The sequence below is a fragment of the Vibrio sp. E150_011 genome (assembly GCF_053544015.1).
In genome coordinates, this window is sequence record NZ_JBHFOL010000004.1 from 94194 (window position 1) to 119488 (window position 25295).

Consider the following 25295-nt stretch of genomic DNA (forward strand, 5'->3'; position numbering starts at 1 on the left):
TCAAGCGTTGATTATCAAGAAAGCGATGAACTTAAACGAATAATTTCCTTATCAATTGGACCACAACTTCCATTTCTCGTACTAAAATTCAATGACAAAACAAACACCAAACGAAAAGGAAGACAAATGAATTATAAGCTCATTGGATTGGCGCTTGCGACAACACTTACCGCCCCCCTATCACTGGCAGGAGAGCACATTATTTACGAAGTAGACGGGCAACCCTATGAAGGGTATTGGGCAAAGATTAATAACACGGCTCCTATGGTTCTGCTAGTCCATGATTGGGACGGACTCACTGAATACGAAGAGGAGCGAGCGGAAATGCTCAATGCTATGGGCTATAACGTGTTTGCCGTTGATCTATTTGGTCAAGATGTCAGGCCAACCAAAGTGGAAGATAAAAAACAACACACTGGCGAACTCTATAAAGATAGAGCGAAACTGCAAGCGCTTATGAATGCTGGGTTGTCTGAAGCAGGTAAGCTAGGCGGCAACCTCGATAATACGGTAGTGATGGGATATTGCTTCGGAGGGGCAGCCGTCCTTGAGTCAGCTCGAGCGGGTATGAACGCGAGAGGCTTTGTGACGTTCCACGGCGGCCTACAGACACCGAAAGGACAAAACTACACACAAACCACCGCACCTATTATGGTTCTTCATGGTACCGCTGACGCGGCGATTCCTATGTCTCAGTTTGCTGAGTTAGCGGTAGAGCTTGAACAAAACAACGTCTCCCATGAAATGATCACATACAGCGGTGCACCTCATGCATTTACTGTATTTGGATCCAAAAATTACCGAGAAGATGCCGACAAGAAATCTTGGACTGCATTCTCTGAGTTTTTAGTGGCTAAAACCGGCAAATAACGTGTCAATAAACATCCCAGGCCATCATAGCCCACTGATATAGAAATAAAAAAAGGCCAGATTCTTAAGAATCTGGCCTTTATCTTTCTTATGTCCCGTCCTGAAATGTGTTTACACATTGAGGACTAATGATGAGCATCCCAAATAAACACTACGTTAAGCGCACTCAGCGTGATTACACACTAGGCTTTAAATTACAGGTTGTAGACGCCATAGAAAAAGGCGATATGACCTATAAACAAGCCCAATCAATTTACGGAATACAAGGTCGTTCGACCGTTCTTACTTGGTTAAGAAAGCATGGCAAAATGGATTGGATTACTAATCCTAGGAAGATCACGATGCCTAAATCACCGAGAGCGAATGAAACACCAGCTCAAAAATAAAACGCCTTGAACAAGAGCTCGAAGATGAGCGTCTTAGATGTCTTCTTCTCAACAGAGTTGTCGATATTCTTGACGCTGAGCATGGGATGTCGCTAAGAAAAAAGTATATAGCGAAGGAGCAAGAAGCCTTCAAAAAGAGAAGAAAGTAAGCTTAAGTAAAGCTTGCTCGTTACTCGATATCTCTCGTCAGTGTGTTTATCAGAGAGAAAAGCGAGAGATAACTCGTCAGGCTGAGCTTGCTCCTGTGAAAGGAATGGTCCTTGAACTAAGGCGCTTCATGCCTCGCCTAGGGACTCGTAAGCTCTATTTCTTACTGAAACCTAAACTGATAGAGAAAGGAATAAAACTTGGGCGTGATGCTTTGTTTAATTATCTCAGGGAAGAGCGCTTACTGGTTAAGCCCAAGCGGAGCTACACCAAAACAACGAACAGCAGGCACTGGATGAAAAAACATCCGAACTTGCTAAAAGAAGTTGTTCCTTCGAAACCAGAAGAGGTTCTGGTGAGTGACATCACTTATATTCAGTCGGACGAGGGCGTTCATTACTTATCATTAGTTACCGATGCCTTCAGTCATAAAATCATGGGGTATGAAGCCAGCAATGAAATGAAAGCGAGCGATGTTGTGAAGGCTTTAGAGATGACGGTAAAAAATCGATGTTATCGTCATGCGACAATCCATCATTCAGATAGAGGGCTTCAGTATTGCTCTAGTCTTTATCAAGAGAAGCTTAAAAAGCATGACATAACACCGTCAATGACGGATGGATATGACTGTTACCAGAATGCGTTAGCTGAGCGGGTCAATGGTACCCTAAAGCAAGAGTTCTTGCTTACTCAGTGCAAAGATCTTAACGAGTTAAAAACGCTTGTTGAAGAGTCGATATATACGTATAACGAAATGAGGCCGCATCTCAGCCTAGGTATGAATACACCAAATCAGATACATGAAAAAAGCCAGCAACTTGCGTTACTGGCTTACTAAAATCGTCAACGTATTTTAGGACGAGACATTAGTTAAACGTGACTATGCTGGATTTTTTGCTTTAAACAAAATCGCATACATGACGGGAATAAAGACTAGCGTCAACACAGTAGCGAAGCCTAAACCAAACATGACCGTAATAGACATATTCACGAAGAACACATCACCAAGTAACGGAATCATGCCTAAGATCGTCGTACATGCCGCCAACATTACCGGTCTCATACGCGAAATTGACGAATCAATAATGGCATCGTACACCGGTTTTTCTTCTGCCTGCATATCGATCTCTTCAAGCAAGACGATCGCATTTTTTATCAACAGGCCTATCAAACTCAACGCACCAAGCAGCGCCATAAAGTCAAAGGCTCCATCAAGTAATAGCAAACCAGCGGTGATACCAATAATCGCTAATGGAACTGTGATCCAAATAATCAATGGTTGTTTCACCTTACCAAACAGCAAGACAACAACAATGATCATCATAATAAACGATACAGGTATTGCGCTAAACAACGCCCCTTGAGCCTCAGCGGAATCTTCATACTCACCACCCCAGTCCATCGTATAACCTGGTGGCAATTCTATTGCTTCGATTTGAGGCTTTAGGCGATCAAACATTGGTGCAGCCAGTTCACCGGTCGGGTTAGCGGATGCAATAATAGTCGTCAAGCGGTCACGACCACGAATCATTGCATCTTCCCAAACGGTTTCAAATGCTACGACTACCTGAGCAATTGGGACCGTACGGTCTAGAACTGGACTGTACACTTGCGCATCCATTAATTGAGCCACGTTTTGGCGCTCACTGGCATCACTGCGGAAGTAGATAGGTAGCAACCTAACACCATCACGATAAATCCCAACCTGTGATCCTTCACTTGATGCACGCAAAGAAGCGGTAAGCTCAGTACGAGTAATCCCTAATTGACGCGCCACCTGCTCGTTGAAAATAGGTTTGATCAACTTAACAGGCTGTCTCCAGTCATTTCGGACTTCTTTAGCCTCAGGATCAGCGAGCATGATCGCTTCGGCTTGAGAAGAAAGATCTCGAAGCACCGCGGGATCGGGGCCGGCAAATCGAGCTTCAATTTTTGAATCTCGTCCCGGACCAATTCGTAGGCTTTTTATCTTAGGCTCAATGCTATCGATGTTGTCTTTCATAAACTTATCGATATCAGCTTGCAACCCGGCAATCATTTCTCGATTTTCAGTACGAACGATAACTTGACCATAGGCATTCGTTGCATCTTGTGGTGTGTAAACCAAAGAGAAACGTGAGGCACCGCCACCAATAAACGTTGCAGTCCACTCAACGCCTTCTTGCTCTCGAATAAAGTCCGCGACCTTTAGGGTGTCATCCCGAGTTTGGCGAATATCGGTCCCTTCTACTTCCCATACATCAACGAAGAACATCGGTGTATTTGCGTTAGGGAAAAATGCACTTTTTACGAAGCCGAAGCCCCATACAGAGGCAACAAACATCGCCAAAATAATGCTAATAGTAAGCGCACGCTGCTTAAGAGCAAACTGAAGAACACTCTTATAGATAACAAACCCAGCACCCGCATATGGGTCTTTTTCTTCTTCACCTTCTTTGCGTTCCTCCTTTTTAAGAAGTAACGCACATAAAAGAGGTGTCGTTGAAACGGCCGTCACCCAGCTTAAAGAGAGTGAGATCAAAATAACGTAGAACAGCGAGCGGGTAAATTCACCGGTGTTGCTTTGAGACATACCAATCGCAGCAAACGCGAGAATACCAACGGCTGTACCACCGAGTAGCGCCCAACCATTTGCACCAACCACTTCGCCAGCAGCCTTTATCGCAGGAACCCCTCGCTTAATACGAATCATCATGCCTTCAGCCACCACGATCGCATTATCCACCAGCATCCCGAGCGCAATAATCAATGCCCCTAGCGAGATCCTCTGCAACTCAATCCCATAAAGGTGCATGATCGCTAGAGTACCGGCCACGGTTATCACTAGAACTGCACCGATGATGAGACCGACTCTAAGCCCCATAAATGCGAGTAGTACAACAACAACGATAATCAATGCTTCAACGGTGTTGGTCACAAAGCCAGCAACCGACGCATCAACTTCTTGCGGTTGGTTGTAAATAATATCGAGATTCATACCTAGAGGAATTTGATTTTCTAAGCTTTGAATCTTGTCGTTAATCAATCCACCCACTTCAACCACGTTTTTCCCAGCGAGCATTGAAATACCGACCGTCAACGATGGTTTACCATTGAAATAGATGAGCTTAGACGGCTCTTCTTTGTATTCGCGTGTAACCTCGGCGATATCACCCAAACGAATCAGTTTTTTGTCATCACTCGATATCAGTAAATCTTCAATTTCGCTGACGTGTTTAAAACTACCTGTCGGTTCAATTCGAATGAATTCTGGGCCAACACGGAAGCGGCCTGAATCAGATACCAAGTTTTGCGAGCGAAGCAGATTTTCAATGGTGTCCATATCAATGCCAAGTTTCGCCATTTTGGCACGTGACATTTGAACATAAACGGCTTCTTTCTGATCGCCATCAATAGAAACTTTTCGTACTCCAGGTACTAATACGAGTTGTTTTTTGAGGTTATCAGCGACATCTTTGAGCTCGCGATAGGTATAACCTTCGCCGTTTAGGGCTAAGAAACCACCATAAACGTCCGCAAAGTCATCAATAATCTGCGGCTCACCGGCGCCTGGGGGCAGCTTGTGCTTGTTATCTGCAATCTTACGTCTGAGCTCATCGTAAATACCCGGCATCTCCGCCGACGTATATTCGTCTTTGAACTCGATCGTAATATCTGACAACCCTTCGCGAGTAACCGAACGCTTGATTCGCTTTACCTGTCCGAGCAAACGAACGGCGTCTTCAATGTGATAGGTGACCTCGTCATACACTTCTTGCGGCGATGCACCTGGATAAGTCGTGATGATCTTGGCTTCTTTGATAGTAAACGCTGGATCTTCCAGTTTCCCCATCTCAAAATAAGCCATGACACCACCAACGGTCATGAGTAAGACCAACAGCCAGCTGTTAACCTTATTTTTTACTGAATACTCACCTAAATTCATAAAACATCTCTTCTCGCTGAGTCACAGTTATTGAGCTTGATCGATTTCTGGCATCAGGCTCACTTCCATTCCTTCGTTTAGGAATGGCACGCCTACAGTCACAATTCGCTCGCCCATCTCTAAGCCTGATAGCACAGTAATACGCTCGCCAGCCATTGTAGACACTTCAATGGACTTTGGTGATACCGTGTTGTCATTGCCCACAACCCAAACCGTCGGGTTGTGCGAGTTATCACTGACAACGGCAGTCGTTGGTATTAGAACTGCACCCTTGGTCTGGTTTAGGTTCGAGAAGTCAGCAGTTACATAACCAGTCATACCCGGAAGTATATTTTGATCTGTAGGCGCCTCTAACGTGACGGTTACTTCAAATGTTTGAGTATCAGAATCTGCTTTAGATGACACTTCTGTGACGACTACTGGATAAGGCTTTTCGCGAGCAACATCGAAATAGGCAAATACAGGGATCTCTACGGGATCTGCCGCTTGCTCATCACGAATTTGCCTAACTAGTTTCTCTGGTACCGCAAATTTAAGCTCGAGGGTATTCAGATTCTGAAAAGAAAAAACCACTTGCTTAGCTTCGACGTTTTCAAAATTCTGGATACTACGCTGCGCAACAAAACCGTCAAAAGGGGCAACAAGTTTGGTGTAGCTAAGTTGCGTTCTTGCATTGTCGTAACTGGCTTGTGCTCTTGTAAGGTCAGCTCGAATTTGCTCGAAATCTTTCTTTGAAATAAAGCTATCTTTGATTAGCTCTTGAGCACGCTTGTAGTCCGCTTGAAGCCTCTGGAGCGTTGCTCGGGCATCTCGCACCGCTAGTTTAAAGCGTGTATCGTCAAGTGTTGCTAAAACCGTCCCTTTCTTAACGTCATCCCCTTCTTTAGCAGGTAGGCTATCAACTTTGCCCGCTACTCTAAACGCCATTTCTGCGCGATCAGACGCTAGGACACGCGCTGGGAACTCACGAATCATACTTTGATTATCTAAACCAATTACCATCGTTTTTACCGGACGTATAACTGGAGCTTCTTCGGTCTTCTCCGGCTCTGGGCTACACCCAGTTAATACAACGCCCATTAGCGCCGCCAAAGTAAGGACTCGTAAATGAGTTTTCATAACAACCACCCAATATAAAAATTTATAAAAGTCATGCCAAACATAGGCTAACAAAATCAATAACTACTTGACTGTACAAGTTACATTAAGAACAGCAAAAAGCAACATGTCAGCCACAATAAATCAACCTTTCGACTTATGTAGACCGTGCTATGCGTGCTTTATACGTACAAACCTTCTATAAGACTCATAATCCATCATAAGTTCATTATTATTCGGATTATTTTAGAACGAATTGAAACGGTAAATAAGTATCCCACACCCATAATTTTGGTCAATAAATCAGAGGAAATCCATGAGCAGACAAATCATGAAATGGGGAGTTATTTTACTTGTCGGATTAACATTTGGATTGTATTTTGCGATCAACTTCGGCACACCTTTCAATATCAATCAAGACACGCAACACTTTTTTCTGAACAACCCTAGGCTCATGACTCCATGAGAATCCCCCTATCAAGCCAGTCATGCTCACGAAAGAAGGTACAAATGAAGTAAAACGAGGACTGCCGCTTTCTCTTGACCTACTTTATTTTCCAACAAAAAAGCGAGCTGTAAATCTTGTCACCACATTTTTGGCAATAGAACTGAAGATGTTCGCATGTTAAATGGCGCCAAAGGCTTGGGGAGCAGGAATTATCCTACAGCCTTTATTATTGCCAACAATACTGGCTTTTTGGGGCAGGCAGAGCATCGAGCTTAGAAACTCAAACGGAGAACCAATTCGATGATATTTTTAATGGTGAAATCAGCGAAAAACCATAAAATCCGCGCTCGTCGTTTTTATGATGTCTCTCAACACGCTGTATGCTCCTTTTAATCGCTATTTGAAGGCGATAAACATGCTCTTAGTCCTGCGGCAATTTCCAGATAAGAGAAATTCCAAGCGTTAAGTATGGAGTATATCTGTGTGTTTATTGAATAAAGAGGTCCACACGGTGCTGTAATCCCAGGTAAAGGACAAACATAGCTTTCAAAAAAAATGCTTACAAGTGTTACATCAAATCACATTTTTCCGCCTATCAATATTAGTTAAGGTATTCTATTCTTTGAAGAACCTACCTAACAGCGGTTACCAATTTGGATTTTTACGGCTTAAAAGCGATGGTGTTTGACTTGGATAATACTCTCGTGTCTTCTGATATTGATTTCATGGGATTACGACGAGAAATTGGTTGTCCACAAAACAACGATCTATTACTGCACATAGCAAAGCAGAAATGTATTAAAGAACAACAGCGTTTACACGACGTTGTTCTTGCTTATGAGATGTACGATGCACAATCCAGTTTATTAATGCCGGGTACTAAAGAGACCCTTGAATGGCTTAAACACCAAAATTGGCAGGTTGGCATTGTCACTAGGAACTGTCGACACGCGGCTAAGCTAAAATTACGGGCTCACGGTTTAATCATTGACGACGTCTTGACTCGAGAAGATTTCCCAGCAAAACCGGCACCGGATGCGCTTATTTATCTTATGGAAAAGTGGCAATTAACTTGCAGCCAAATACTTTATGTTGGTGATCACTTTTACGATATAGAAACCGCTAAGAATGCTGGCTGCTTGAGTTGTTTCATCAGTAATAGCGACAAAGTGACGACAGAAAATTTAGGACATGGAAGTGATTTTGCTTTCTCGTCACTGATTGAGTTGCAACGCTCGTTACAAGCTTCATTTGCACAAAACCATCAACATCGGTAATGCAGGTGTCTGTAAACCTATCTTGAAAGACGGGGGAATGGACAATGATTATTCCTAACATGAACCAACACGTCAGTGTTTTACTCAGCTTTGCGCATGAATCATCAATCTTGTTTGTATTTATACATAGCTTTGTCAGCTCTCTCCAACAAATCTTTGTGGGTAAGGTCTTCCAACGGTGAACACGAGACGATACCTACGCAGTAACCAAGTTCATACACACGAGATTGAGAAGCATTAAATTTAGCTATTTCCTCATCGAACCTCGTCATCGGATAACGTGCATCAATACCAGTTACACCCGACATCAAGACCACGAATTCGTCTCCACCAACTCTAGCGATGACATCTGAATCTCTAAAGTTATCTATCAGTAGGCGAGCAAACGAAATAAGTGCATCATCGCCAACCGAGTGCCCTAGCGAGTCGTTAATTTTTTTAAAATTATTGAGATCAAAGTAAGCTAAGCTGTATGGCTCCATCAAAAAACAGCACTTACTGATGGCTTTGTCCGCCAATGCATTGAAGCCCCTGCGATTGGAGATTTGTGTTAGTTCGTCAATCGTTGAGTTTAAATTAGCAACGAGTTCATTCTCAGCCAACTTTGCCAGATCAATCAAATCATGGACATCTTGGTCAGAGAAGTGTCTCGGTTCTCGTCCGATAATACAAAGTGTACCAATCTTTATACCCTCAGGAAGCTTGAGAGGCACACCCGCGTAAAAGCGGATGTTCGGCTCACCGTCAACCAAAGGATTATCACAAAAGCGTTCATCAGCCATTGCATCTGGAATAATAAAGGGCTCATCACCCAATATGGTGTGACCACAGAATGAGATATCTCTACCCGTTTCGTCGGCCTCTAGGCCAACGCAGGATTTGAACCACTGCCGCTCTTCGTCAACTAAACTAACCAACGCAATATCGACGTTAAACATGCGCTTAGCTAATCGAGTCACTCGGTCGAAACGCTCCTCATTCGGCGTATCTAAAATTTTTAGTTTGCGAAGTACTTTGACTCGATAATCGTCATTCGCAGGTATCGGAGCTGGTTGCATAGCGGTAATAATCTATTAAATAATTGTAAATATAAAATTAGTAGATCTTGCTATTTATGCCACACCCAACTGCAATTTTAAGTTCGTCAGCCTTATTCAACCAGTACAGTGACTAAATGTCAGGCTACACCCGTCCACATTTTCTCAAACAACTGCACTTGCCTATATACAAATAACTTGAAGTAGCATTGATTTCGTGAATTTAATTGACTTCGTTCATCTTTGATTCAGAAACGCTACGTTAGTATGACTGTCTACTAACGATTTACACCAGAGGTCACTATGAAGAATTTGCTCGTTACCATCAGCGCACTGATCATTGGGTTTTTCGCTATGATATTTAGCCTACTCATGGCCATTCCATTGGCGATTGTTGCTTTAATTACCGGCAATCGCATAAAAAAACAGATGGAACAACAGTTAAAAACGCAACCATACTACCAAGAACCGTCGTCAGGAAAGACCATTGAAGGCGAATATGAAAATGTCTCAACTAAGTAGCCGTTGACAACAAATGACTAAAGAACGCCACAGGCGAAAGCTCACTGCTTTCGCTTTTTATTTAGCGGTATTCATCAGTGCGAGTATTGTAGGCTGCAGTAGCAGCGATAACTCTAATCCTGCTTATCAAACTGCCAAACAGTTGCCACGCTTTGATCAGCCAACGTTCGATGCTTACCTCACGGAAACACGTACTTGGTTAATGGAGAATCGCGACTTCAAAACCCCTGATCATCAAACCGAACTTAATCTGAACAGCCCTTTTGAACTCATTCCGGATAAGCCTAATGGCGAAGCAGTATTGCTGGTCCATGGCCTTGGCGATTCACCGTATTCGTTCCATGACGTTGCTCATCACCTAGTCAACAAAGGTTACTTAGTTCGCGCAGTTCTGTTATCAGGGCATGGAAGTAAGGCGGGCGATCTTGTTCTATCACGTTACAACGATTGGAATGCTATCGTGGCACATCATGTTTCCTTATTGAAAAATGATTACCCAACTCTGTGGCTTGGCGGCTACTCCACTGGTGCCAATCTCGTCACGTCTTTGGCACTCAACGACAGCAGCATTTCTGGATTAGTCCTGTTTTCTCCAGCATTCAAACCAAAGTCGGAAGCCGTAAAATACGCACAACTCGCCAGCTATTTTGTGACGTGGGCTGATCAAGATCTCGAAGATAACCCGCTTCGGTATAATTCATTACCGATGAATGGAGCATCCGCCTATTATCAAACCTCTCAAATGGTACGCGAAGCGCTTTCGATTCAATCCTTTACGAAACCAACAATGATGGTTTTGAGTGAGACAGACAGTATTATTGATACTCAGGCTGCTGCAAAATGGTTCAATTCCCACTTTACTCATCCAAATAATGCGCTCATCTGGCAAGGCAGTACTCCACCTGAAGGAAATAACATCATCCGCCAAACGATGCCTCGCCCTGATTTGAATATCTCCAATGCCTCTCACATGGGTATGTTATTTAGCCAAAACAATCCATATTACGGTATAAATGGATCGGTGAAAATTTGTGATAACGGGCAAAATGACGTCAACACAGATCGCTGTATGAACGGAGACGAGACTTGGTATTCCGCATGGGGCTATCAAGAAAAAGATAAAATCCACGCGAGACTGACGTTTAATCCATACTTTAACGAAACCATGGATTACTTAGATAAAGTGATGTCCGCAAAATGATAGGATGAGAGTAAGCACGTTTATCATTGATTATCTGTAGCAGCCTCGGCAATAGACGTTAAATGGATAATAAACGTCAGGTGGGGCTGCCGCATCGGTAACATAAAGCCATACATTGCCGTTATTTATTCAAGCAAGACTGCGTCATTTCCATTGATATTTAAACAGCCAATCATTGCAGGTTATTGTGACCGACAGAACTAAAACAGTGCTGGTCTCTATCGCCAACCATACGTCACATGAATAACTTCGGCGTAGAACGTGACAAATAGCCTCTAAATGTAACAGGTTGTCAGTATTTCGCCACTAACTCATGTTTTCAATTCAATTTCATTCGCCACTCCTCTACAATGTGCCACGTTTTAAACTCAGGTCGTATCCTGAATACGCAACTACTGTCGTGGGTTGATTCAAAAATGTTCAAATTATTAAAAACGCGCTTAAGTGCTTACTATGACTTTCTTATTATCAATGCGCTGTTAGCGACACTCATCGGTGCTCGTTACTTCTTTTATTTCCCGGATGTCCCCTTTGATATCCTGCAAGATACGTTTGCGGCTTCTAGTTTAATTAGTCATATGAGTTTGCTGACTCTTGTCTTTGGATTACTGGCACTATTTATTTGCTTTTTACCCTTTAAAGCCAAAAGGCCACTACTTGCGCTTTTAGCAACCGTAGGTTTAGCGTTCTTATTTGTAGACACTATGGTATTTGGTTTCTATCGATTCCATCTCAATTATCCAGTGCTGTCTCTCGTCATGTCAGGACAAATAGTTGAATTTCCACTATCAGCATGGGCCATGCTCGTCGCTGGCCTTGTCGCACTGTTTGCGCTCCAATGGTGGGCGTTGGGTCGTATAGAAAGTCAAACTTTTAGACTGACGAAAGCTTTACGAAAAGTGTTCTTACCCCTATTTATCGCTACTACTCTCGCGAGTCATGGTATCCATATTTGGGCGGCAGCAACGGCTTATCAACCGGTAATGTTCGTCAATCAATATTTGCCATTATTCTACCCGACTATTGCTAATTCACTGCTAATGGAGCATGGCTTTTTAGATCGTGAGGAATTAGCCAAACGACAAGCAAAGACACCCAAGATTCAAGGCGGTTTAAACTATCCGTTACACCCTTTGACTGGCGAAGCATTGGGGCAGCCTAAAAATATCATGCTCATTCTGATTGACTCATGGCGTCCAGACACCGTGACAGAGCAATATATGCCAACGGTCTATCAAATGTCACAAGATGGCTTATCGTTCGACAAACACTACTCTTCCGGGAATGCGACGCGAATGGGCACATTTGGATTATTTTATGGGCTACCTGGTCCTTATTGGCATCCAATGCTGGCAAACCAACGCCCAACGGTTTTAATGGACAGACTCCAGGATCTGGACTACCAGATCGGCGTATTTACTTCCGCTCATATTGAATCTCCTGAGTTCAATCGCACTATTTTTGCCAAAATCCCAGACTTACGGATCAAAGGCAAAAACACAGGAACAGCGGCAGATCGAGATATCGAACTCGTCGATGATTGGACGACCTGGTATGAACAGCGTAGTGACAAGCCAACCTTTTCTTTCTTGTTTTTTGACGCGCCCCATGGCTTCATTTTCCCAGACGACTATGAACCTAAATTTGAGCCAATGTCTGGCGCCAACAACCCGTTTGTACGCAGTAACGATTCTGATCCGGAACCCATATTTAATCGCTATCGAACCAGCACGCACTTTGTTGACAGTAAAATCAAAGAAGTCGTGGCCAAGCTTAAAGAAGAAGGCACTTACGATGACACCGTGATCATTGTAACTGGCGATCATGGTGAAGAACTGAATGACAATGGCCAGAATTTCTGGGGCCACAACGGTAACTTCACCGAAGCTCAGATCAAGGTACCTTTCATAATGATCGGTGCGGGCGTCGACAAAGAAAGTAACGATTGGCCAACAGACAAGATGACCACTCACTTTGATTTTGTACCAACCATTATGAAAAATTATCTAGGTGTGACCAATGACATTAAGGACTACACCGTTGGTGAGGACTTATACGGGGAATTTGTTGACCGCCCTTACACTATCGTGGCTGATTACGGTGATTATGCCATCGTGTCTGAAGATAAAATCTTCTCACTGAAAGGGAACGGGTTGTACGAAGTCAAAGATGGTCGTAACCGACTGCTTCCTGAGCAAGAAATTGATAGAGAACGCATGCAGTACGCTCTCGATGTCCTAACCCGTTACACTAAATAACAGCGAATACGTTAACAAAACATTCTGGCAAGTTAACGTGGTTAGACGTTAAAAAGCAGGAAAAGCACCACGCTTTTCCTGCTTTTTTATTACTATTTTTTCGGTTGGATATAAAATATCGCGGCAGAATGTTCTGGAACCGTCACAATGCCACTGGCTACGGATAATCGGTCGCTTAATGCAGATTGCAGCTTCACCGTTGTATCCACCGACACACTTTTTTCTCGTGAAGATTTATTAATGATCACCAGCCCCTTATCTCCACGGGTAAACGCAAGGATGTCATCATTGGCTTCTACAATCTCGAAAGCTTCACCATGCATACGGTGGTAGAACTGGATCAACTGCGATAATTTCTCATCTTTCCAAGCATTCATCCAACGTGGTTGCCCTTGCTGATTCTTAATTCCGCTAGGATCAAGATCAGAATAGATCAATGGCACGCCGCCATCCCGCCCAAGAATATACACATAAGCCAACCATTCATTCTGCTCATCCAACACAAGATTCTGAAACACGTCGTTGTTTGGAATATCATGAGTCGTAGCAAAGGTAATCGAACGAGCATTTGTCAGCGCTTGACCAAAGCAATAAGGGTCAATTAGTGACGCCATACTGCCTTTCTTCTCAAACACCTCAAATACCGTATTGAACAATGGGAAATCATAGGCGGCAAGCCGAGTCTCCTCTAAGTACGGCTGCAAAAACAACTCGTATTCTTCTTTCGTGGCTCCGCCATCCGTGATGATCTCGCCAAATACGTGCATCCCTTCCGTAATATCTTGAGTAAACACCGCTTGAATGTGCTCGAGGCTTAGGTGTTTGGCCGCATCAATGCGGTATCCACGCACCCCAAGATTCTTCATCGCGCGTAAATAAGCTTGTTGTTGCTCAATGACGCGTTTGCTCGTGCGCAGGGTTGGTAAACCTGGGTCACTGGGTCCACCGGTTAAGCGTCCATGTTGGACTTCCCAGCGATCTTTCCAGTTCTTGATACCAAATGCTTCAACGAAATCATTCTCATCAAAAAGAGGCTCATTCAAATCCCCAAATAGTTTTTGCTGTTCGAAGTATTGAGAATGCGCTTGGTAGCCTTCAATATCAACGTTGCTCGGGTATTGAAGATCCAACCTTGAACCAGATTCGTTTGCCATATGATTGAAAACAACGTCAATGTATACCCACACCCCCTGTTCATTAAGGGCGGCCATCATTGCCTTAAAGTCTTCTGTATTGCCCAACTTATTATCGATTACTCGATAGTCTTGCGGCTGATACAATTGCCACCATTGAACCGGCAAAGACTGTCTAAAGGATTTCATCGGAGGAGAAACGAGCACGGTTTTATAGCCTAGTGTTTTAATTTCTTCCGCTCTTTCCGCTACCAATGCATACGGCCAATCAAAAGCATGCAAAATGACATTACTCTGGCTAGTCGTCGACTGTGACATGGTTCACTCCTGTCAAAAATGAGTCTTTTACTCTAACAACGATTATATAGAACCTAACAAGGTTCAAATCATCCTCTAGACATTTTCTATTGTATGAGAAACAAGGCGTAGCCTTCGTGAACTTATGTTCCACTGAGCGAGTTCAATGATTAGTTTCCCACCGAGCCCTTACTTTTTCATGAAATTTGGACACAAAAAAACGCGCTTCAGTAAGCGCGTTTTTCACATCGTAGAAAACGATTAGAATTTTTTCGGAGCAAAACCTGTCATTACATCAAGACGCAGCTCTTTGCCAATTTTGGTCATTGGGTGAACCACTACAAGGCCCTTGACCGATTTCTTCAACTTGCCAAGATCAGCCTGCTCTGCTTTAGTGATTTCACGATAAAACGGCATATCCAACAAGCTTTTACGCTCTTGATTCATGTCATAGCTAGCTTTGTGTTTTAGCTGTGCCAGTTTTTTCGTTAGTTTCTCAATTTCATCCGTAAATTTGGAGATCATCTCGTTGTCACCACGAGCTTTAGCGCTGTTAAGCTTATGCTGACATGCATCAAGACGGTTTTTAAGTGTTTGAATTTCTTTTTTCATGCTCATTGTTATCTGAACCTAGTAAACGAATGAATAAAACGGACGCGGAGTGTATCACAGACTTAACGGTCATGCCGCTAAGTTTAGGTCCGATAAAGCACCTTAACAACATGCCAGCCAAATTTGGTTTTTACTAAGTGCGGAGTCAAGACTTCACCAGTGAAACACACTTTATCAAATTGTGGCACCATTTGACCTTTGCGAAATTCGCCTAAGTCACCACCTTTTTTGCCAGAAGGACACGTTGAGTGTTTCTTTGCAAGAGCCTGGAACTTGGCACCTTTTTTTAATTGGCTAATAATATCTTCAGCTTGTTCTTTATGCTTAACCAAAATGTGCAGTGCGGCCGCAGTTCTTGCCATGACGTGTCTACCCTAATACAAAACGATGAGATGTTAATAATAGCGAGAGTGTAAATCATTATGAGATCGAAATCACGTTTACAATCTAAGCAGCTTCAACTTTATTCTGATCTGCCGCAGATAAGTTAGGGAAATTTAAAACTATTCTATAGAATTAGACTGTCACCAACTTAGGGTATGTATTCGATGTCGCCAACTATAAGTAAAGCAAATCAAGCACAAGGCATGTTATTGTTCACTCTTAATATGCAAAAGCAGCGCTTTGCTATCGGTACGCTTAAGGTTCGAGAAATAGTCCCATTCTTGCCGACAACTCAGATCCCTTATTCTCATCAGCACGTTGTGGGTACAGTTAGCATCCGGGGATTAACGGTTCCTGTCATCGATATGGCGGCAGCCATTGGCTTTCGGCCTATCACGCCAGAAGAATATTCCAGCACCTACCTTGTTGTCACGGATTGTCTTCGGACCGTGGTTGCGTTTATGGTCAGAGAAATAGATAAAATCATTGAATGTAACTGGAGAGAGATAGAACCCGCTCCAGACAGTTCAGGAAAAAACATCTTCGTAACGGGAGTGACCAAGTTTAACGGTGATATCGTGCAACTGCTTGATGTAGAACTGTTACTGTCAAAAATCTATCCACAATATGCGGATACCAAAATCCCGATGTTAACCGATGTACAACGTGAGCGAATGAAAGCTCTCAATGTGTTGCTTGTCGATGACTCATCGATTGCGAGAAAACAGCTAGGCGACGCACTCAATCAAATCAACATCCCTTTCAATATTTGCAAAGACGGAAATAGCGCGTTGGCGTTTATGCGTGATCAAGCCAATAGAAACAACGCGGTTGATATCCTCGTCAGTGACATCGAAATGCCTGGCCTAGATGGCTATGAACTGGTCTTTGAAGTACAAAATGATTCGTCATTAAACCAAGCTTATCGCATTCTACACACCTCATTATCGAGTGAAATGTGTACCGACCGAGCTAGGCAGGTAGGAGCCCATGAAGCATTAATGAAATTCAATGCGGGTGAACTCATTGAAGCAATGCTTAGGGGCGCAGAAACCTTCAGCGAACATTAGTCATTTCCTAACATCGTACAGGCATAACGGAGTCGCGCTTTATCAATAAAGGATGAAAAGAGCGAGACACCGCACTTTGTCGCCCTTCTATCGAGATTCGCGCCGCATTTATTGCCATACTTTCTATAGGGCTGCGAATTGTCGTCAACTTTGGTGAGAAATAGCACTGAGGCAATACATCATCAAAACCAATGATCGACAACTGTTCAGGGATAGAGACACCATGTTCTTTAAATACTTGAATGGCGGCTGCGGCAAAAAAATCATTAAAAGCGACCATTGCGGTCATCGGCAGCCCTTTATTCAAGAAATTGGTCGCCGCAAGTGCTCCCCCTTGCTCACCAAAAGGAACCTCTTCTACCCAGTCAGGGTTAAACTCGATACCGGCATCATCAAGCGCTCTTCGGTAACCATCAAACCGTAGAAACTTATCATCAACCTCAGTATCACACGACAGAAAGGCAATCTTACGATGCCCCTGCTCTATCAAGTGTTGAGTCGCTTGGTAGGTCCCTTCACTGTTGTCTAGCCATACGCATTGTTCTTCAATCGTTGGAACAAGACGGTTGATCACGACAAGACCGGGGAGCTGTTTTGCGTACTCGACCAAGGATTTGTCACTCATAACCTTGCTGTGGATCACAATATTGCGACATCCTTTGCTCAACATGAACTTGACTGCATCCTCTTCACAATCCGCATCATAATTGCCGCTTGCCACGATCATTTTTTTATCGTGTTGCTTAGCAATTTTCTCTACGCCTTGGCTCAATAGCCCATAAAAAGGCGAGTTAAAACGACTGACAATCAAACCAATCGCATTTAAGCCTTGGTTTATATTAAGACGTTGATTACCTTTGATTTTATAGCCAACATCGCGCATCGCTTTTTCAACCAAACTGACCGTTTCAGGTACCACGTTTGAAGAATGGTTTATAACGCGAGATACGGTCGCGGTAGAGACTCCCGCCGATTTTGCAACATCATTAATTGTAGCCATTATTATCTCCCTTTTTTGTCACTATGCATTAATGTAATTTACATGGCAATTTCAAATTATTACATTGTTGAATTTCATCACAGATTCCGTTTATATCTCAATATATGCTTTACCTGCACAATAAATCTAATAATTACTCTAAAAAAACATTCGCCCTACGCATAACAATTAGGATGTAATTTACATGAAAGAAAATACGGTATCGACCCCTTCAGTAGGATTGGCCTTGTTGCCAATTCTCACCATGTTGCTGTTCTTAGTCGTCGGATACGGCGTCTTTGGTTTACCCATTGAAAGCTTGCTTCTTGCTTCAGCTATTGTTGCTTCATGTGTCGCATGGAAGCTAGGTTATGGCTGGAATGATATTCAAAATGCAATTGTAGAAAGGCTTGCTAAGGCTTTGCCTGCAGTGTTCATTCTCGTCTTAGTTGGCGGCTTAATTGGTAGTTGGATGATCGGTGGCACCATTCCAATGCTGGTGTATTACGGTTTGAAAGTCATCAGTCCCGAGTACCTTATCCTCACTGCGTTTCTCGTCACCAGTTTGGTCTCTCTGTGTACAGGGACGTCTTGGGGCTCGGCGGGTACCGTCGGTGTCGCTTTAATGGGTGTCGCGACAGGTATGGATGCTAACCTAGCCGCTGTGGCTGGAGCCGTTGTCTCTGGCGCGTATTTCGGTGATAAGATCTCCCCTCTTTCCGACTCTACTAACTTTGCACCGGTTGTTGCTGGTACTGATTTGTACTCGCATATTCAACACATGCTTTGGACAACAATTCCGGCATTTTTGCTTGCTTCTGTGGTTTTTTTCTTTGCGGGAAACAGTGATGTCTCAGCAGACACTCCCGAAAAAATCATCGCTATATTGGCCAACTTGGATGAACTTTTCTCGTTAAATATCTTCTTGCTACTACCGCCTGTCTTGATTCTTTGGGGTGCGATACGCAAGCTTCCAACTATCCCACTAATGATCGCGGCTATCTCTATCGCCATCATTAATGCCATCGTATTTCAAGGCTTTGACCTCGCGACAGCGCTTAATTCTACGCTAGGTGGATTTAACGCCTCCATGTTTGCAAGTGCAGGTTTAGGTCATGTTGAAATAGTCAGCGACGTATTAACCCTGGTCAACCGTGGTGGCATGTCATCAATGATGGGCGTTGTGTTACTTGTATTCTGCGCTTTCTCGTTTGCTGGCACACTGGCTCTCACGGGTGGTTTAACTGTTTTGGTTAACATTTTGGCCAAAGGCATTAAAGGCACTGCAAGCTTAATTGGGGCGACTATTGTCACCACATTAACCGTGGTTTGTACCACCTCAGACGGCAAGCTAGCCCTGCTCATTCCGTCAGAGCTGTTCCGAGATACATACAAGCGTATGCAGTTGGATGCGAAAAACTTATCACGAACTATCGAAGACGCAGGCACCGTTATTGAGCCCCTTATTCCTTGGACAAACGCTGGTGTATTTATGGCAGCAACGCTCGGGGTAGCAACGCTCGATTACCTTCCTTGGGCAGTGCAAAACTACTCTGGTGTGTTCTTTGCCATGATTTGGGCTTCTAGCGGTATCGGCATCGCAAAGCTAAAAGACGCTGTCCATACTGCTAAGTCTCAGCAATCAGACGCAGCGAAAAAAGCCGCCACTATTTAGTAAAAAATCAACACAACAGTGGGAAGCTAACGCTTCCCATGACGAATGAGGACATTTATGCAACACGAATTAGATACCGTTATCAATCGCTATGATACCGATTGCCTCAAGTGGGACTACATGGAAAAGTGGCTCGGGGTTCCAAAAGGAGAAGCGCTACCTAGCTGGGTATCTGACTGGGACTTTAAAGCACCAGAGTTCATCACTACCCCTCTTAAAGAACGCATTGAACATGGCGTCTTTGGGTACTCAGAGCGCAGCGATGAATACTTTAACTCGGTGATTGATTGGTGGTCTGAGAATCATCAAGTCGAACTGAAGAAAGAATGGTTTCACACTACGCCCGGAAGCCTTCCTGCCATTGCCATGTTGATTGAACGATGGAGTAACCCTGGTGACCAAGTCTTGGTGTTCAGTCCGGTGTACCACGCCTTTTATCGCACCATTGAAAACACCCATCGCTCACTTGCCGTATCACCACTCGACAATAATGATGGTTATTACACGATTAATTTTGAGGACCTCGAGCGTCAGCTAAAAACGGGAATCAAGATTCTCATGCTATGTAACCCTCACAATCCGGGCGGACGTGTATGGTCTGAAACAGAAGTCACGAAAGTGTGTGCGCTCTGTCATCAGTACGGCACCTATATTATCTCAGATGAAATCTGGGCAGATGTGGTGTTTAGTGGCCATAAGTTCTTCAGCTGTTTACGAGTTAACCCTAAGTATCGTCAGAAAATGGCTGTGTGTATTGCGGGTACCAAATCGTTTGGCTTGCCATCAATGCGTCTGACAAACACGATGATCCCAAATGAAGAAGAAGCCATCGCATTAAAATCAAAGCTATTGGCATATGGTATTGATGTATACAGCTCACTAAGCTTACTGGCGAACCAATCTGCATATCGCCATGGCCGAGAATGGTTGAGTGACACCTTGCATTACCTAGAAAACAATAACCGCGTGCTGGCACAATTTGTTGATTCTGAGCTGAAAAAAGTGAAATACCGACAACAAGAATCCACCTATTTGGCATGGTTAGATTGTCGAGCTCTCAATCTTAGTGACCAAGAGTTAGAAACCAAACTACACCGCGCTGGTGTCATCCCTACAATGGGTTATAGCTTTGGTGAACAAGGCCAAGGGTTTATACGTCTCAACCTAGGCTGCCCAACGTCAATCTTACAAGAAAAAATTGCTCGGCTTCGCACCGTGCTCGAATAACGAATAGACGTAATTCGAGCGATAAAGCCATTGCGCCGAAGAGCAGATAACTCCGTTTACTGCTCTTTTCGGTAACCCCTCTAATGACCCGCTTGAGAACCCAAAGATCATGACTGCAATAAAATTTGGCCTAGACATTGGCGGAACAAAAATTGAACTCCGAGCTTACAATCAACATAATGAAGAACTCATAAAAGAAAGAATTGTGACACCGAACAATTACGCCAACTTTATCTCATCGATTACCGAATTGGTGATACAAGCGGAGGCTAAACTCGGTAAAAAAGGCAGTATTGGTTTAGGCCTTCCAGGCGCAATATGCCCCAAAACCCACGTTGTTAAGAATGCCAACTGCACCTTCTTAAATGGTAGGCATCTAAAACAAGATTTAGAGAAAGCGCTGAATCGAGATGTACACATTGCCAATGACGCCAATTGCTTTGCATTGTCAGAAGCCATGGACGGAGTGGCAGCAGGGAAAAAAGTGGTCTTTGGCGTCATTCTTGGAACCGGTTGTGGTGGTGGACTCGTCGTGAATCAGCAATTGATTATTGGTGCCAATGCGATTTGTGGTGAATGGGGCCATAATCCCTTACCAAATTATGAATATTCAAAAGATGGCATTGGTCAGCCCTGCTATTGTGGTCGTCAAAATTGCATTGAGCGGTTTATATCTGGTACAGGGTTTGAAGTGCAATACGCTCAACGATTTTCCGAAACCAAATCTGCTCCAGTAATCATCGAGGCTTACCAGCGAGGTGACCACAAAGCGAGATTATCTTACTATCAACTTGTTGACCACATCGCTCGTAGCTTTGCATACATTGTCAATATGATAGACCCGGATGCCATCGTCATTGGCGGTGGTCTGTCACAGGTAGCATCGCTTTATTCGGATATTGAAAAACAAATGACTCAATATGTTTTTAGCCCTGATAGTTATACGCCGATACTTAAAGCCAAATACGGCGACAGCAGCGGCGTACGTGGTGCAGCGTGGTTACCTATTATTCATGCTTAGCTACCTCTGATTCATGCATAGCTAATATAATTCAGCACGATGACTTATTGATTCTACATGGTTCCTCGATGTCTTCGCATAAGGGTCTGCACTCTGCAACAATCGTAGCCCCTTATGCGTGTAATATTATTCAGCCGATATCAATCTACTTTCTCAGCCGTCTCGACACGACGATGGCCTTCTTGCAGATGGACGAAATCCACTAAATCATCACCCGACACTTGATAAGCTTGACCAAAGCCTTTTACAAAGAGCCCTTGCTCTGCTTTTAAGTTAAACAAAACAAAATCTTGTAGCTGGCTTAATCCATCAATAATCTCGCCAAATCGCTCTTGCATTTGATTCACTACCGCATGCCATTGTGGTGTTTCTCTTTCCACTACCGTTGCAATCGCATCAAACGTTAAGCGTTTACGAGCAAATAGTTGTTTACTCTCCGACTCATCTTCGATCATCATCAGAGACACATTAGGGTTAGCTTGTAAATTACGTGCATGACGTGCAATTTGGGAAATCAGCACAAAGTAACCTTGTTGATTTTGTACAAACGGCGCATAACTCACATTAGGACAACCTTCCGCATCAACGGTCGCTAGCTGAATGGTTTTACGCCCTTGACGGAATTCTTTTATCTCAGGTCCTAAACGTCCTTGCAAACGCTCTTGCTTAACTTGCTTATCCATTTTATTTCCTTACTTTCTTAATTTTTATAATAGGTCTTATTGATGAGCTTTTTATCTATAATAATATCGCGCTAGCTTAGCGTCGAACTCGGCTAACCTGCATCCGACGCGTCACCTTAAATTCGTTACATTAGCCTCGAATCATGTTCTGCATCTCTTTGAAACGTATCACTTGGTCTGACAATAATTGGCGTTTTTTGTCTCGGCCTAGATAGATTTTGAAAACGTTATTGCCCTGTTCGTCAAAAAAGCCAAAGTAATGACTCTCGTTACCCATAAATGGTTTACTAACCAAGGCCACTTTGACGATTAAGTCGAGCTTAAGGTGGCCATGCAATTCGCCTTCCTTGCCCATTAAGTTGTAATAGCCACGTGCCACTTTTCCTTTAGGGAAAGGCGCTTTAACCTCAAAGATAGAACCAAATGAGTGTACGATCGTGGTTACAGGCCCCCACGTTGTCAATGATTCCAAGATCTCTTGAGCCATGCTGCCATCAGATATCGCAACCATGTCTGCAGGGAAGGCGCAAACCACGTCACATTCACTGACTTCTAGCTGCAGGGCGATGGCGGCAGGAAGAAGTGCTGGTTCATCCGCTAAAATTGCCTCAACTTGTTGGTTTAATGTTGCTGTCATTTCAATTCCTATATTTTTCGTTATCCAGCGAGTTTTGATTGCGTACTCGATTGATGATGAGAATGAGACGCTGAGTTTGAGTGCGCCGTCGATTGTGTATTGTCTTGAGTCGACAACGCCGTGATCGCGCCCTGAGCCAAAGTCACCGCCCAAAAACTTCCTGCTAACGTTAAGACCAAATAATCGTCTTTTAATTCCACAAGACCGTTTTGCTGCCAAACCTTGAATAGTGGCGTTAGCGCCGTAAAAGTGTCGTATTTCCCGATGGTATTTAGTTCGCTCCTGCGAACCACACCACTATCAAACCCGGCTTTCAGGCTCGCAAATACCGGTTCGAGGTCGTGCTGTTTCGTCATCATCGCGATGGGGCTATTGCCAGAACGCATTGCTGACATATACGCGTCCAATGAGCGATGATTCATCATGCCATAGCCACCAATATTGCCACCGGCACCACAGCCTATTGGCAATACTTCCGCATACGTTTTTGCGACGCTGTTGTATTGACTGCGCTCTCTGTTGTCTCTTGCCCAGTGATTGACGCTTAACTGCTTGATAAAGTGCTCATCCATGAATTTAACGCCAAGTTCATACATGCTGGCTTTTTCTGCTGAAGTAGCGGGCGGGTCAATACGCCCTTTCTCAACCAAGTTCAGCATGGGTGCATTACCACCAATTACGAGTTGGTATAGATCAATGCCATGTGCACCCGATGACTTAAAGTCCTCTAAGTCTTGAGCGAAAACCTCTAACGTTTGATAAGGCAAGCCATAAAGTAAGTCGATAACAATAGGGGCTTCGTCTCTCGCACTTAATGCTGAGACACGATCAAGCACCACTTCTCTGTCATCCAAGCGCTTAGCACTTCGTCTTACCTTGGTATTAAAGCTCTGTACACCAAATGAAAAACGGTTGAATCCCCCGTCTAAGGCTTTATCAAACATCTCATCCGTAAAACGATTAGTCCGCCCTTCTAGCGTCATTTCGCAGTCAGTTGCCAGTGGAAAAGAACGCTTGATCGCCTGGCCTAATTTTTCTATCTGATCAGGAGACAAATCAGTTGGCGTACCACCGCCAATATAAACAGCATGAAAAAGTCCGGATTGCGTCCACGGTAGTCGAGATTTGGCCTCAATGTCTTGTAACAATGCTGCGAAGTAATCATCCACTAACTGGCGACTGGCGGCATTTTGAAAGAAATTACAAAACGTACATCGCACTCGACAAAATGGGATATGTATATAAAGACATCGTTTCTTGGAGCGTGATGAAGGTTGGTTCGTCAGATCTCGAAATAAGGATTCTCGACGCTCTGATGATACTGGCATTCCCATACCTCCAGCGTGAGGAGAGGTTTTTTGAGTAAATGCAAAACGTAATGGATCCGGTGAAGCCACACCAAAGTGTGAGCTGTTTAAGCGAGTTAAATCAATATTCATAGCTATTCTCTGACAGAGCTCAGCCCTGTACGGCAGTACTCATTACAACATTTTCATGATCATAATTTGATGCAAATGATAATGCAATTGATAATTGATCTTATTTTCATTGTGATACATAATTGGCTTTTAAAAACCAATGGGCGTTATAGCCCACCACGTCATATAGACAGAGACTCACAATGAACAGAGGTAAAATGTGAACATTAAAAGGTATGCCGTTGCAGGAGGGTTATCTGTTGCGATACATCTTAGTTTCATGTTGGTCGACAATGAACAGAAGGTCTTTGCGATGCCTTCTGGAAGCCAATCCTCCTCCGTTTCTTTGAATTTTGTCGCTCAATCAGCACCTGCACAGGCCGCTTCAGAGCCACCTAAACAGAATAATACTGAACCTAAAAAAGTGACTACAGAATCAGCGAGTTCGCAAACTGCTGAACCAAAGCCTGCACCACTAAAGAAAAAGAAAGTCACGTCTAAACCGCCGAAAAAAGTAGTTAAAACTGAGCGCGATCTGCATAAGAAAAATGCTCAAGTTAAGAAAAAGCAACAAGAATTACCTGACAATACACCCAAAGAAAATAAAACCAAGTCTATTAACGACCTGACCAAAACGGCGAGTGAAACCGATTCTCCTCCTGTAAATGCACAAGCTGCCATCGTTAATAAAGGGGTAAGCAGTGAACCAATATTGTTAGAAACGCCTTCTTTTTCAACCACACCCGTCCAGCCTCGCTATCCAAGGATTGCGAGAAAGCGTGGTATTGAAGGCACTGCTACTTATGAGATTTGGTTAGATGAATCGGGGAACCAAACAAAACAAGTCCTTGTGACATCATCTGGTGCCACCATTTTGGATAAAACCGCTCTCGACGCGATCAAGCAATGGCAGTTTACTGCATACACCGTCAAAGGCGTTGCCGTTGCACACCGAATTCAAATTCCTGTTCGTTTTAAATTGGATTAATC

At 43.6% G+C, this 25295-nt stretch carries 19 protein-coding genes and 2 pseudogenes; 11 read left to right on the forward strand and 10 right to left on the reverse strand.

Annotated features, from left to right (window positions below):
- Positions 1 to 126: 126 nt before the first annotated feature.
- Positions 127 to 870 (forward strand): dienelactone hydrolase family protein, encoded by a 744-nt coding sequence (locus ACE1OE_RS08735; RefSeq protein WP_102467935.1) that lies wholly within the window; start codon positions 127 to 129, stop codon positions 868 to 870.
- A 128-nt stretch (positions 871 to 998) separates the two neighbouring features.
- Positions 999 to 2241 (forward strand): annotated as a pseudogene (locus ACE1OE_RS08740) (IS3 family transposase).
- 42 nt (positions 2242 to 2283) lie between these two features.
- Here the strand turns inward: ACE1OE_RS08740 and ACE1OE_RS08745 are convergent.
- Together ACE1OE_RS08745 and ACE1OE_RS08750 are read right to left on the reverse strand one after the other, a co-directional pair.
- Positions 2284 to 5328, reverse strand: a complete 3045-nt coding sequence (locus ACE1OE_RS08745) for an efflux RND transporter permease subunit (protein WP_449210760.1) — start codon at positions 5326 to 5328, stop codon at positions 2284 to 2286.
- A gap of 27 nt (positions 5329 to 5355) precedes the next feature.
- Positions 5356 to 6447, reverse strand: a complete 1092-nt coding sequence (locus tag ACE1OE_RS08750; RefSeq protein WP_449210761.1) for an efflux RND transporter periplasmic adaptor subunit — start codon at positions 6445 to 6447, stop codon at positions 5356 to 5358.
- 1104 nt (positions 6448 to 7551) lie between these two features.
- Between ACE1OE_RS08750 and ACE1OE_RS08755 the strand changes: the two genes are divergently transcribed.
- Entirely contained in the window at positions 7552 to 8151 is a 600-nt protein-coding gene (locus ACE1OE_RS08755; RefSeq protein WP_449210909.1) for an HAD family hydrolase, read from the forward strand.
- A 104-nt stretch (positions 8152 to 8255) separates the two neighbouring features.
- Here ACE1OE_RS08755 and ACE1OE_RS08760 read toward each other — a convergent pair whose 3' ends face one another.
- Positions 8256 to 9209: a sensor domain-containing diguanylate cyclase gene (locus ACE1OE_RS08760; RefSeq protein WP_449210762.1), complete on the reverse strand. Its 954-nt coding sequence runs from the start codon at positions 9207 to 9209 to the stop codon at positions 8256 to 8258.
- A gap of 282 nt (positions 9210 to 9491) precedes the next feature.
- Here ACE1OE_RS08760 and ACE1OE_RS08765 point away from each other — a divergent pair, with 282 nt between their 5' ends.
- The 3 genes from ACE1OE_RS08765 to ACE1OE_RS08775 all read left to right on the forward strand — a co-directional run bounded on the left by ACE1OE_RS08765 (position 9492) and on the right by ACE1OE_RS08775 (position 13169).
- Entirely contained in the window at positions 9492 to 9710 is a 219-nt protein-coding gene (locus ACE1OE_RS08765; RefSeq protein ID WP_102467942.1) for a hypothetical protein, read from the forward strand.
- Positions 9711 to 9723: 13 nt separating this feature from the next.
- Positions 9724 to 10911: an alpha/beta hydrolase gene (locus ACE1OE_RS08770; RefSeq protein ID WP_449210763.1), complete on the forward strand. Its 1188-nt coding sequence runs from the start codon at positions 9724 to 9726 to the stop codon at positions 10909 to 10911.
- 416 nt (positions 10912 to 11327) lie between these two features.
- On the forward strand, positions 11328 to 13169 hold the full coding sequence (locus tag ACE1OE_RS08775) for a DUF3413 domain-containing protein (protein ID WP_449210764.1): 1842 nt from the start codon (positions 11328 to 11330) through the stop codon (positions 13167 to 13169).
- 92 nt (positions 13170 to 13261) lie between these two features.
- Here ACE1OE_RS08775 and ACE1OE_RS08780 read toward each other — a convergent pair whose 3' ends face one another.
- From ACE1OE_RS08780 to ppiC, 3 genes are all read right to left on the reverse strand, one after another.
- Positions 13262 to 14620, reverse strand: a complete 1359-nt coding sequence (locus tag ACE1OE_RS08780) for an alpha-amylase family glycosyl hydrolase (protein ID WP_449210765.1) — start codon at positions 14618 to 14620, stop codon at positions 13262 to 13264.
- Between the two features lie 240 nt (positions 14621 to 14860).
- Positions 14861 to 15217 carry a YibL family ribosome-associated protein gene (locus ACE1OE_RS08785; RefSeq protein ID WP_102467946.1) on the reverse strand — a complete coding sequence of 119 codons (357 nt, stop codon included), beginning with the start codon at positions 15215 to 15217 and terminating at the stop codon, positions 14861 to 14863.
- Positions 15218 to 15294: 77 nt separating this feature from the next.
- A complete protein-coding gene (ppiC, locus tag ACE1OE_RS08790) occupies positions 15295 to 15573 on the reverse strand; it encodes a peptidylprolyl isomerase PpiC (protein ID WP_102467947.1) in 279 nt (92 codons plus the stop codon).
- Positions 15574 to 15759: 186 nt separating this feature from the next.
- On the opposite strand from ppiC, the gene ACE1OE_RS08795 reads away from it, so the two are divergent.
- Complete coding sequence (locus tag ACE1OE_RS08795; protein ID WP_449210766.1) at positions 15760 to 16665, forward strand: chemotaxis protein; 906 nt, start codon at positions 15760 to 15762, stop codon at positions 16663 to 16665.
- A 7-nt stretch (positions 16666 to 16672) separates the two neighbouring features.
- Here the strand turns inward: ACE1OE_RS08795 and ACE1OE_RS08800 are convergent, their stop codons facing one another.
- Positions 16673 to 17665 (reverse strand): LacI family DNA-binding transcriptional regulator, encoded by a 993-nt coding sequence (locus ACE1OE_RS08800; protein WP_449210767.1) that lies wholly within the window; start codon positions 17663 to 17665, stop codon positions 16673 to 16675.
- A gap of 184 nt (positions 17666 to 17849) precedes the next feature.
- Here ACE1OE_RS08800 and nhaC point away from each other — a divergent pair, with 184 nt between their 5' ends.
- From nhaC to ACE1OE_RS08815, 3 genes are all read left to right on the forward strand, one after another.
- Positions 17850 to 19319: a Na+/H+ antiporter NhaC gene (nhaC, locus tag ACE1OE_RS08805; RefSeq protein WP_449210768.1), complete on the forward strand. Its 1470-nt coding sequence runs from the start codon at positions 17850 to 17852 to the stop codon at positions 19317 to 19319.
- Between the two features lie 57 nt (positions 19320 to 19376).
- Entirely contained in the window at positions 19377 to 20546 is a 1170-nt protein-coding gene (locus tag ACE1OE_RS08810) for a MalY/PatB family protein (protein ID WP_449210769.1), read from the forward strand.
- 118 nt (positions 20547 to 20664) lie between these two features.
- The gene (locus ACE1OE_RS08815) at positions 20665 to 21567 is read left to right on the forward strand and encodes an ROK family protein (protein ID WP_449210910.1); all 903 of its coding nucleotides are present in this window, start codon (positions 20665 to 20667) and stop codon (positions 21565 to 21567) included.
- A gap of 140 nt (positions 21568 to 21707) precedes the next feature.
- Here ACE1OE_RS08815 and hutZ read toward each other — a convergent pair whose 3' ends face one another.
- The 3 genes and pseudogenes from hutZ to hutW form a co-directional block, all read right to left on the reverse strand.
- The gene (gene hutZ / locus ACE1OE_RS08820) at positions 21708 to 22250 is read right to left on the reverse strand and encodes a heme utilization protein HutZ (protein ID WP_102467952.1); all 543 of its coding nucleotides are present in this window, start codon (positions 22248 to 22250) and stop codon (positions 21708 to 21710) included.
- A 130-nt stretch (positions 22251 to 22380) separates the two neighbouring features.
- Positions 22381 to 22887 carry a heme utilization cystosolic carrier protein HutX gene (gene hutX, locus ACE1OE_RS08825; protein WP_102467953.1) on the reverse strand — a complete coding sequence of 169 codons (507 nt, stop codon included), beginning with the start codon at positions 22885 to 22887 and terminating at the stop codon, positions 22381 to 22383.
- Positions 22888 to 23008: 121 nt separating this feature from the next.
- A pseudogene (gene hutW, locus ACE1OE_RS08830) lies at positions 23009 to 24326 on the reverse strand (heme anaerobic degradation radical SAM methyltransferase ChuW/HutW); the annotation flags it as partial.
- 259 nt (positions 24327 to 24585) lie between these two features.
- On the opposite strand from hutW, the gene ACE1OE_RS08835 reads away from it, so the two are divergent.
- Positions 24586 to 25293 (forward strand): energy transducer TonB, encoded by a 708-nt coding sequence (locus tag ACE1OE_RS08835; protein ID WP_449210911.1) that lies wholly within the window; start codon positions 24586 to 24588, stop codon positions 25291 to 25293.
- Positions 25294 to 25295: the final 2 nt, after the last annotated feature.